Origin of the sequence: Pseudomonas sp. JV245A (assembly GCF_032424515.1) — a bacterium.
Lineage (GTDB): Bacteria > Pseudomonadota > Gammaproteobacteria > Pseudomonadales > Pseudomonadaceae > Aquipseudomonas > Aquipseudomonas protegens.
In genome coordinates this window covers 1-318 of the sequence record NZ_VYKE01000608.1, presented here as the reverse complement: position 1 = coordinate 318, position 318 = coordinate 1, and the positions used below count along the sequence as shown (strand labels likewise).

Here is a 318-nt window from a genome sequence, read left to right as displayed (position 1 = left end):
CGCAAGATCACCGCCCGATCCAAGGGCCTGTTCGCCGGCAAGCCGGCTCCTACGGATTTCGTCCCATCACGCAGTCCCTTGTAGGAGCTGGCTTGCCAGCGAAGGCGCCCGCAAGATCACCGCCCCATCCGAGGGCCTGTTCGCCGGCAAGCCGGCGCCTACGGTCGGTGTGGATTAGGCCGGGCTGCGGCCGGGCATCTGGATGCCGTGCTGCTGCACGCGGCGGTACAGGGTGGCGCGGGAAATGCCCAGGGCCTTGGCCGCCGCCACGGGTTTCCAGCGGTGGCGCACCAGGGCGTCCAGCAGGGCCTGGCGCTC

General features: G+C 70.4%; 1 protein-coding gene. It reads right to left on the bottom strand.

Annotated elements, in window-relative coordinates; translation table 11 throughout:
- Window positions 1-174: 174 nt before the first annotated feature.
- The coding region (locus tag F6S12_RS33260; RefSeq protein WP_315870054.1) for a helix-turn-helix domain-containing protein at window positions 175-318 on the bottom strand (144 nt) is incomplete at its 5' end.